Source organism: Ruegeria sp. YKSF57, from assembly GCF_059612585.1.
Window position 1 is genome coordinate 22,997 of the sequence record NZ_JBXWQW010000049.1, and the last position, 7,843, is coordinate 30,839.

Sequence of the window (7,843 nt, forward strand, 5' to 3'; positions counted from 1 at the left end):
CCAGCCCCTCGCGCTCTCCGGAGTATTTGTCAACAGATGAAGGGCGCAGGTCAGACAGGGATCATCGCCAGGGCAATGCGCCGGCCCTCGGACAGAAGCACGTTGTAGGTGCGGCAGGCGGCGGGGGAATTCATCGGCTCTACCCCGATACCCGCCGCTTCGAGCGTGGTGCGCAAAGAGGCCGGGATGTGCGCCATCTCGGCACCGGTGCCGATGAAGAGCACGTCGATCCGGTCGGCAAGGTTCAGCAACGGATCAATGTCATCATACCCGCCCCACGGGCCGGTTCCGGCGGGGCCGGTCAGGACGGCCCCTGCGAACAATTCCCCGCCGATGCGGAAGAAGCCAGGGCCATAGCCATCGACCGGTTTGGCATCGGTATATGTGACCTCGTTCAGGCGCATCAGGCGTCGATATTGGCGAACTGGTTGCCCGAGGTGTTCGAGGGCTTGGACCAGTCGCGTTTGACGCCCAGCCACAACAGGATGGTCGAGGCGACGAACACGGTGGAATAGGTTCCCACGATCACGCCCCAGATCATCGCGAAGACGAAGCCGCGGATCACGTCGCCGCCCAGCACGTAAAGCGAGACCAGCGCCAGCAGCGTCGTCAGCGAGGTCATCACAGTGCGGCTGAGGGTTTCGTTGATCGAGATGTTCAGCACCTCCTTGAGGTCCATCTTCTTGTATTTGCGCAGGTTTTCGCGTACGCGGTCGAAAATCACCACCGTGTCGTTCAGCGAGTAACCGACAATCGTCAGAAGGGCCGCGATGATCGCGAGGTCGAACCGGATCTGAAGTTCGGAAAAGATGCCGATGGTCAGGATGACGTCGTGTACCAGCGCGGCCACCGCGCCGACGGCAAACTGCCATTCGAAGCGCATCCAGACATAGATCAGCACCGCGCCGATGGCGAGGGCGACGGCGATGACCGCCGACTTGATCAATTCGCCCGACACTTTCGGACCGACCGATTCCACCGACACGAACTGGATGTCGGGCGCGGCCTGGCTGAGGGCGCTTTCGACGGCGGCGATGGTTTCGGTCGAGACCGCCTCGGCCTCGTCCTGGGCCTGAATGCGGATCATGGCGACGTTTTCATCCTCGCCGAAGGTCGGGTCGAAGATTTCGGTGATGGTCACATCGCCCAATCCCAGTGGCGAGACCGCATCGCGATAGAGGCCCACGTCAACCGGTTGGGTGCTTTGGGTTCGGATCGTGGTGCCGCCACGGAAATCGATGCCGAAATTCAGCCCCTGTATCATGAACGAAGCAAAGCCGACCACGACCATCAGGGCAGAAATGCCCAGCCACAATTTCCAGCGCTTGAAGAAATCGAACGAGGTTTCGTCGGGAACAAGTCTCATACGCATGTCAGACCTCGATCGTTTTCGGGCGGCGGCGTTCGAACCACATCACGATCATAACACGGGTCACGAAGATCGCGGTGAAGACGGATGTGATCAGGCCGAGGCCCAGAGTGATGGCAAAGCCGCGAACGGGGCCGCTGCCGATGGCGAACAGGATCACCGCCGTGATGAAGGTGGTGATGTTGGCGTCAAGAATGGCCGACAGGGCCTTTTCATAGCCGAGCTCGATCGCGCGGGCGGGTCCCTTGGCGGTTCTCAGTTCCTCGCGGATGCGTTCAAAGATCAGCACGTTGGCGTCCACCGCCATACCGACGGTCAGCACGATCCCGGCGATGCCCGGCAGCGTCAGCGTGGCGCCGATCAGCGACAAGAGGCCAAAGATCAGGCCCACGTTGATCAGCAGGGCAATATTGGCGAAGATGCCGAACAGACCATAGCTGAGCGCCATGAAGCCAAGCACGGCAACAAAGGCCACGATGGTCGCCACCTTGCCCGCATCGATGCTGTCCTGACCCAGTTCCGGGCCGATGGTGCGTTCTTCGAGGAACTCCAAACCGGCAGGCAACGCGCCTGCGCGCAGCAGCACGGCCAGGTTGGTGCTTTCCTCGACGGTGAAGCGGCCGGTGATGATGCCCGAGCCGCCGGGAATGTGGCTTTGGATCACCGGGGCCGAGATCACCTCGTTATCCAGAACGATGGCGAAAGGGGCACCGATATTGTCGCGGGTATAGTCGCCGAATTTGCGCGCCCCCGAGGTGTTGAAGCGGAAATTCACCGCAGGGCGCCCGTTCTGATCGAACGAGGGCTGCGCATCGACCAGTTCCTCGCCGGTGACGACGGGGGAGGATTCGATGATGTAATAGACACCCTCTTCGTCGATCGACGGGATGACCTTTTCGCCTATTCCCGGTTGGGCGTCGGGATCGGTGCCGCGCGAGACGACCGGGTTGAATGTCAGCTGTGCGGTCGGTCCGATGATGATTTTCAACTCGGATGCGCTGCCGATGCCGGGCACCTGAATCAGGATGCGATCGGCGCCCTGGCGCTGGATGGTGGGCTCGCGGGTGCCGACCTCGTCGATCCGGCGGCGCACGATTTCCAGCGCCTGCCGCACGGTGCGATCGTCAGAGGCCAGTTTTTCAGCCTCGGACAGCTGAACCACGATGACATCGCCGTCAGCGCGCACGTCGATATCCGACGCCCCCGCTCCTGTCAGGGTCTGGATCGGGCGCGACAGGCCGCGTACTGTTTCGAGGGCGCGGGACATGCCTTCGGGCTGGCTGATCCGGATGCGAATCTCGTCCGGGGCCGAGGGCTGCTTGCGGATGGTGCCGACCGTCGCGCGTTCGTCGCGCAGCGCGTCGCGGATTTCAGGCCACATCGCCTCCATCCGGGATTCGTAGACATCACCGACCTGAACCTCGGCCAGCAGATGCGCACCGCCGCGCAGGTCGAGGCCCAGATTGACCAGAGACGACGGCATCCAGCCTGGCCACCGACCGGCGACGGCCTGCATCTCGGGCGTATCGTTGCCCAGTTCGATGGCGGTCCGCGCGTCGTTCGATTGCTCGACGCGGGTATAGAACGCATTTGGCAGGGCCAACAGCAGGCCGATCACGCAGACCGACCAGATCAGAACCCGCTTCCAGGTATCAATTTGCAGCATTACCCTGCCTTTTCAAGGAATTGCGGAACGAAGTTATTTCGCCGGTTCGGTCTTGTTCAGAACCTGCGCGATGGTCGCCTTGACCACCCGCACCTTGACGCCTTCGGCAATCTCGACCTCGATTTCGCCGTCTTCCTTGACCTTGGCAACCTTACCGATGAGGCCGCCTTGCGTGACCACCTGATCACCCCGGCGCAGCGCATCGACCATGGCCTGATGGGTCTTCATCTTTTTCTGCTGCGGACGGATCAGCAGGAAGTACATGATGCCGAAAATCAGGATCAGCGGGAGAAACTGGGCAATTGCGCCACCATCCATGGGATATTCCTTTGTTTTGACGAGGCGGGGTCAACCCCGCAAATTTGCCGGGAACCTATGCGTTGACGCGGCAAGGTGCAAGCGGCGAAGGAGCGCTTGCGCCAGAGAAACTTTGGCGTTGCCGCCCGGCGGCAACCGCGTCGACCCTCAACTCAGCCACAGCAACACGGCCGAGAGCGTGACAAAGGCCGGGGAGGTTGCCGCCAGCAGGGCGACCGAGGCGATGCTCTCCTGCTGCTGCTCCTGCGCCAGCACTGTGCAGACGCCGAACATCGGCATGGCGGCGGACAGGATGACGACACTTTTCTGGTCTGGAGAAATCGAAGCGAGGCCCGGGACAGCCAGCAAGTTTTACCCCAACAAGAAAAACTGGCCGAAACAAACCCGTTTCCACCTGCACTGAAATGCTCCCATTCCCTTCCTGCCGCTTCTTTCTGATCTCAAATACCCCTGGGTGAATTGCCCGCAGGGTAAGAGGGGCAGCGCCCCAAAACCAATCCGTCCTTGCCAACTGTTGACGTTCCGGCCGGGACGGAATTAGGCTTGCAACAGGTGACGCGTATCTCCTCCGGCTCAAGGGTGGCTGGCCATCCGCGCCGGGGCTTGTCGAGGGCATTGCAATGCATCCATATCTGAATACGCGGCGTCGTGTTCTGTTCCGGGCCGCCCGTTCCTATGACACTGCCGATACCGCCTGGAAGGCCGGGTTGCGCGAAGCTTCGGCGTTGGTTCCGGAAACCATCGGTCGAAGCCGCTGGATGATCGGCAACCCGGGATCGCGCATTCGAAGGCTGTATGACGACCGGGAAAAGGCGCTGCAAAGGCTGGCGGTTGCGCATCTGAAACTGAAGATCGCGCAGGACAGGCTGGCGCGGCGACAAAATGCGCTTTCTCCGCGTACCGTCATGTTGTTGACCCGGTCCTGAGACTGCGCTGATATCGAATGGTATTCAACAGCCACGAACAGGTCGTGACAGATGAACGACGATCCCTATGCCATTCTTGGCGTTACAAAAACAGCGACGCAGGATGAGATAAAGAAAGCCTATCGCAAGCTCGCGAAATCCCTGCATCCCGACCTTCACCCCGACGATCCGGACAAGAAGGCGCAGTTTCAGGCGGTCTCTGCCGCCTATGACCTGTTGGGCGATCCCGACAAGCGCAAACGCTTCGATGCCGGCGAGATCGACGCCAGCGGACAGGAGCGGCCCGAACGGCAGTATTATCACCACTATGCCGGGCAGGATGCGGGGCGCCGTTACGATCCGGGCGGCGGGCCGGGTGACTACGAGGACATGTCGGACCTGTTCTCTGAACTCTTCGGGCGGCGCGCGCGGGGCAGCGGCGGGGGGTTCCGGCAGGAGGTCCATGCTCGGGGTGCGGATACACGTTATCACCTCGACGTGGATTTCCTCGATGCCGCGCAGGGCGCAAAAAGCAGCGTCACCATGCCGGACGGGAAAAAGATCGAACTCTCGATTCCCGCAGGTGTCAGGGACGGTCAGACCCTGCGCCTGCGCGGCAAGGGCGGGCCGGGTTATGGTCAGGGGCCGGCGGGGGATGCGTTGGTGACCATCGGCGTTCGGCCTCATCCGGTGTTTTCGCGAGACGGCAGCGATATCGAGATGGAGTTGCCGATCACCTTTGACGAGGCGGTACTGGGGGCAAAGGTCGATGTACCGACGATCTCGGGCACGGTGTCGATGTCGATCCCGAAAGGGGCATCGTCGGGGCACCGGTTGCGGTTGAAGGGCAAGGGGATTGCCCCGCCAAAAGGCGCGGCCGGGGATCAGTATGTGCGCCTGAGAATCATGCTGCCAGACCGGATCGACGCCGGGATGGAAGACATGGCCAGGCGCTGGCGGGATCACGCGGGCTTCGACCCGCGCAAGGATATGCGGAGGCGGGTATGAAACTGGATGAACGCGCCGTTGTTCAGCGCATCGAACGCCTGAGCCTGAGGGAATTGCGGGTCTGGGTTCGCGAAGGTTGGGTGCGTCCGGCGCAGGGCAGGACGGGTCCGGTTTTCGACGAGGTTGATATCGCCCGCCTGCGCCTGTTATGCGATCTGAGAAAGGAAATGTCGGTTCCGGCAAATACCGTTCCTGTCGTGCTGACGCTCATCGACCGTTTGCACCAGGCGCGCCGCGAATTGCGACGCCTGACCGATGCGCTGGAGGCAGAACCCGACGAGGTGCGGACCGCCGTGATCGCGCGGTTTCATGCCATGCGGGATGATGCGGAGGGTTGATGCGCCGTGAACCCGGTGCGCCGCAAAGGCAGGACGATAATTTCAGTTGCTTTTTTCCGCGATTCGGCGCTTAGGATTTCCTCGCGCTAGCCGCCGAGCGCGGGGGTTGCCCCCTCTTTCCGGCCCGGAAGGCGGCCCGGCCATTCCATGTAGAAGGAACAGGCGCATGATGATGGTGCGCTGCTACCTCGCCCCCTCCGAAATCGAAGGGTTGGGCGTGTTTTGTCATGACGATATTGCCAGGGGTGACAAGGTCTGGCGGCATGACAGAATGCTTGACATCACGTTCCCCGAAACCAAGCTCGACAATGTCGAGCCGCATGTCCGGGAGTTTCTGGAACGCTACAGCTATCCCGATATCCATCGTCCGGGATACCTGATTCTGGAAAGTGATGAAGGGCGGTTCATGAACCATTCGATGTATCCCAACCTGGATTTTTCGGGCGGGATCTGGGGCGTGGCCAAGGAAGACATCCCGGCAGGGGTCGAACTGACCTGCGACTATGCCGATTTTTTGACGGGTGACATCGTCATGCAACCGCCGCGTCACCGGGTGAGCCGGATCGAGGCGGTTTTGAATTAGTGAACACTCAGGCCGGGCCGCAACGCCCGGCCTTTTTCTTTGGGCAGTTCGGCTTGTACCGGCGAAATGTTCCAATTGTACCGGTTTTCGACCCCCACTTGTTCGTTTTGTACACTTGAATATCCTTGGTTTCAGCCACCTGCAGCGTCTTGGCATCGGCCCGATTTCTGCTCATGATGCACGCCAAACGCGAGTGAGGCCGAGCACGTGACCGAGATACCGATTGAGCCGGAACTGTTCTGGATATTGACAGGCGCGGGTGCGGTCCTGTTTGCCATTCTCGTGGTCTTTGTCGCCCTGCCCGAAGATAACCGCCCGGTCGATCCGCTGGTTCACGTTCAGAAAAAGATGGGACTGGACCAGATCCCTTTCGGCCTGTTTCTGATCGCGGGGCTGTTCTGGAGCGTGCTGTTTCTGCTGCTGTTCGGGGGGCTGTGCTGGCTGATCTGGGATGTGCTTGTTGCCGAACCCCCGGCGACTTTGGAACACATACGGGACTGGCGTTTTGAAGTGACCCGGCTGGCAGGGCTGACCGCCGTGCTTGGGGTGGTGGTGGCATTTCCGGTGACGATGGTGCGTCTGGGGCTGACGCGGAAACAGACAGAGACGGCGCAAGAGGCGCTGTTCAACGACAAGATCAACGCGGCCAGCGAAGAACTGCACGCGATGCGGCAGGTCTGGAGAGATGGGAGCAACATCTGGGAAGACGACATTGTCCGCCGTAACGCGGCGATTTTTCGTTTAGAGGAGTTGGCCGGCGAACGCCCAGATGAAGCCCCGCGCATCGCGCGAACGCTCGGTGTTTATATTCGAGAACTGTCGAAAATTTTTCCTCCCGAAGAAGCCCCGGATAATCAACCCTACGAAAAAATCAGAAAATGGGCCTCCGAGTTGGAGGTCAAACGATCAGACATAGAGAATGCAGTCCAACTGATTGGCAGGCTGAGGCGCATCCAAGGCGTTAAGCCCGAGAACATAACAATTGATCTGCGTCGCACCAACCTCCAAGGATTCAATTTGAGGGGTTTGGATTTTCGCAATCCAAATTTCGCGGCATCTAGCCTTCATGGCGCAGTTTTCCTAGAAACCGATTGTTCAGGGGCATACTTTGCCAATACGAAATTGCAAGGAACGCAGATTACAAAGACCAATTTGGAAAATGCGAAGTTCCCTAGATCCAATTTGCAGAATACTTACTTCTTGAACGTGAACATGCGAAAGGCAGTACTGGTGGGGGCGAACATGTCGGGAGCAAAGTGCTTTTATGTAGAAATACAAAAAGCCGATTTCACTTGGACAGTTATGCAAAATATTTCGCTGTGCAATGCTGAAATGCAGGGAACAGAATTTAGAGCTGCGGATATGCAGGGAGCGCTCATTGTCCAAGCTGCGACAGACGGTTCAACTTCGCTTTCGGCAGCCTTCTTGAAAGGGGCCGGAATAATGGGGGCTGACATCTCCGATCTAGGCTTTTCTCAAAAGCAAGTCGATGGCCTGTATTATGACGGCTCTGTGAAGCTGCCAGATGATCTAATAAGAATAGACGGTCGAACGGAAAAACTTGGAACCTTCGAGTTTCGTGCACAGTGGGGCAAATTCCAAAAATCCATCGGTTTCGATCCCAATGCCCCCTCGACATGGGATGAATGAACCACC

The 7,843-nt window shown here is 59.6% G+C and carries 11 protein-coding genes; 5 read left to right on the plus strand and 6 right to left on the minus strand.

Annotated elements, in window-relative coordinates; genetic code table 11:
* Positions 1-50: 50 nt before the first annotated feature.
* The 5 genes from AC2FLX_RS17995 to AC2FLX_RS18015 all read right to left on the minus strand — a co-directional run bounded on the left by AC2FLX_RS17995 (position 51) and on the right by AC2FLX_RS18015 (position 3,701).
* Positions 51-404, minus strand: coding sequence for an Mth938-like domain-containing protein (locus tag AC2FLX_RS17995; protein ID WP_496809845.1), 354 nt, complete (start codon positions 402-404; stop codon positions 51-53).
* Positions 404-1,372: a protein translocase subunit SecF gene (secF, locus tag AC2FLX_RS18000; RefSeq protein WP_496809844.1), complete on the minus strand. Its 969-nt coding sequence runs from the start codon at positions 1,370-1,372 to the stop codon at positions 404-406. The genes AC2FLX_RS17995 and secF overlap by 1 nt, the downstream gene beginning before the upstream one ends.
* Before the next feature lies 1 nt (position 1,373).
* Positions 1,374-3,035, minus strand: coding sequence for a protein translocase subunit SecD (secD, locus tag AC2FLX_RS18005; RefSeq protein ID WP_496809843.1), 1,662 nt, complete (start codon positions 3,033-3,035; stop codon positions 1,374-1,376).
* A gap of 33 nt (positions 3,036-3,068) precedes the next feature.
* A complete protein-coding gene (gene yajC / locus AC2FLX_RS18010; protein WP_480749761.1) occupies positions 3,069-3,353 on the minus strand; it encodes a preprotein translocase subunit YajC in 285 nt (94 codons plus the stop codon).
* Between the two features lie 147 nt (positions 3,354-3,500).
* Positions 3,501-3,701, minus strand: coding sequence for a hypothetical protein (locus AC2FLX_RS18015; protein WP_496809842.1), 201 nt, complete (start codon positions 3,699-3,701; stop codon positions 3,501-3,503).
* A 272-nt stretch (positions 3,702-3,973) separates the two neighbouring features.
* On the opposite strand from AC2FLX_RS18015, the gene AC2FLX_RS18020 reads away from it, so the two are divergent.
* The 4 genes from AC2FLX_RS18020 to AC2FLX_RS18035 all read left to right on the plus strand — a co-directional run bounded on the left by AC2FLX_RS18020 (position 3,974) and on the right by AC2FLX_RS18035 (position 6,187).
* Positions 3,974-4,279, plus strand: coding sequence for a hypothetical protein (locus AC2FLX_RS18020; RefSeq protein ID WP_480749759.1), 306 nt, complete (start codon positions 3,974-3,976; stop codon positions 4,277-4,279).
* Positions 4,280-4,330: 51 nt separating this feature from the next.
* Positions 4,331-5,266: a DnaJ C-terminal domain-containing protein gene (locus AC2FLX_RS18025; protein ID WP_496747604.1), complete on the plus strand. Its 936-nt coding sequence runs from the start codon at positions 4,331-4,333 to the stop codon at positions 5,264-5,266.
* Complete coding sequence (locus tag AC2FLX_RS18030; RefSeq protein ID WP_496809841.1) at positions 5,263-5,604, plus strand: chaperone modulator CbpM; 342 nt, start codon at positions 5,263-5,265, stop codon at positions 5,602-5,604. The genes AC2FLX_RS18025 and AC2FLX_RS18030 overlap by 4 nt, the downstream gene beginning before the upstream one ends.
* Before the next feature lie 166 nt (positions 5,605-5,770).
* The gene (locus AC2FLX_RS18035; protein ID WP_480749756.1) at positions 5,771-6,187 is read left to right on the plus strand and encodes an SET domain-containing protein; all 417 of its coding nucleotides are present in this window, start codon (positions 5,771-5,773) and stop codon (positions 6,185-6,187) included.
* 7 nt (positions 6,188-6,194) lie between these two features.
* Here AC2FLX_RS18035 and AC2FLX_RS18040 read toward each other — a convergent pair whose 3' ends face one another.
* Positions 6,195-6,362 carry a hypothetical protein gene (locus AC2FLX_RS18040; RefSeq protein WP_496747602.1) on the minus strand — a complete coding sequence of 56 codons (168 nt, stop codon included), beginning with the start codon at positions 6,360-6,362 and terminating at the stop codon, positions 6,195-6,197.
* Between the two features lie 32 nt (positions 6,363-6,394).
* On the opposite strand from AC2FLX_RS18040, the gene AC2FLX_RS18045 reads away from it, so the two are divergent.
* Entirely contained in the window at positions 6,395-7,837 is a 1,443-nt protein-coding gene (locus AC2FLX_RS18045) for a pentapeptide repeat-containing protein (RefSeq protein WP_496809840.1), read from the plus strand.
* Positions 7,838-7,843: the final 6 nt, after the last annotated feature.

Bases quoted from the DNA above. Each gene is read 5' to 3' on its own strand.
- AC2FLX_RS17995 (WP_496809845.1), bottom strand. From the start codon at position 404: ATGCGCCTGAACGAGGTCACATATACCGATGCCAAACCGGTCGATGGC.
- secF (WP_496809844.1), bottom strand. From the start codon at position 1,372: ATGCGTATGAGACTTGTTCCCGACGAAACCTCGTTCGATTTCTTCAAG.
- secD (WP_496809843.1), bottom strand. From the start codon at position 3,035: ATGCTGCAAATTGATACCTGGAAGCGGGTTCTGATCTGGTCGGTCTGC.
- yajC (WP_480749761.1), bottom strand. From the start codon at position 3,353: ATGGATGGTGGCGCAATTGCCCAGTTTCTCCCGCTGATCCTGATTTTC.
- AC2FLX_RS18020 (WP_480749759.1), top strand. From the start codon at position 3,974: ATGCATCCATATCTGAATACGCGGCGTCGTGTTCTGTTCCGGGCCGCC.
- AC2FLX_RS18025 (WP_496747604.1), top strand. From the start codon at position 4,331: ATGAACGACGATCCCTATGCCATTCTTGGCGTTACAAAAACAGCGACG.
- AC2FLX_RS18030 (WP_496809841.1), top strand. From the start codon at position 5,263: ATGAAACTGGATGAACGCGCCGTTGTTCAGCGCATCGAACGCCTGAGC.
- AC2FLX_RS18035 (WP_480749756.1), top strand. From the start codon at position 5,771: ATGATGATGGTGCGCTGCTACCTCGCCCCCTCCGAAATCGAAGGGTTG.
- AC2FLX_RS18040 (WP_496747602.1), bottom strand. From the start codon at position 6,362: ATGAGCAGAAATCGGGCCGATGCCAAGACGCTGCAGGTGGCTGAAACC.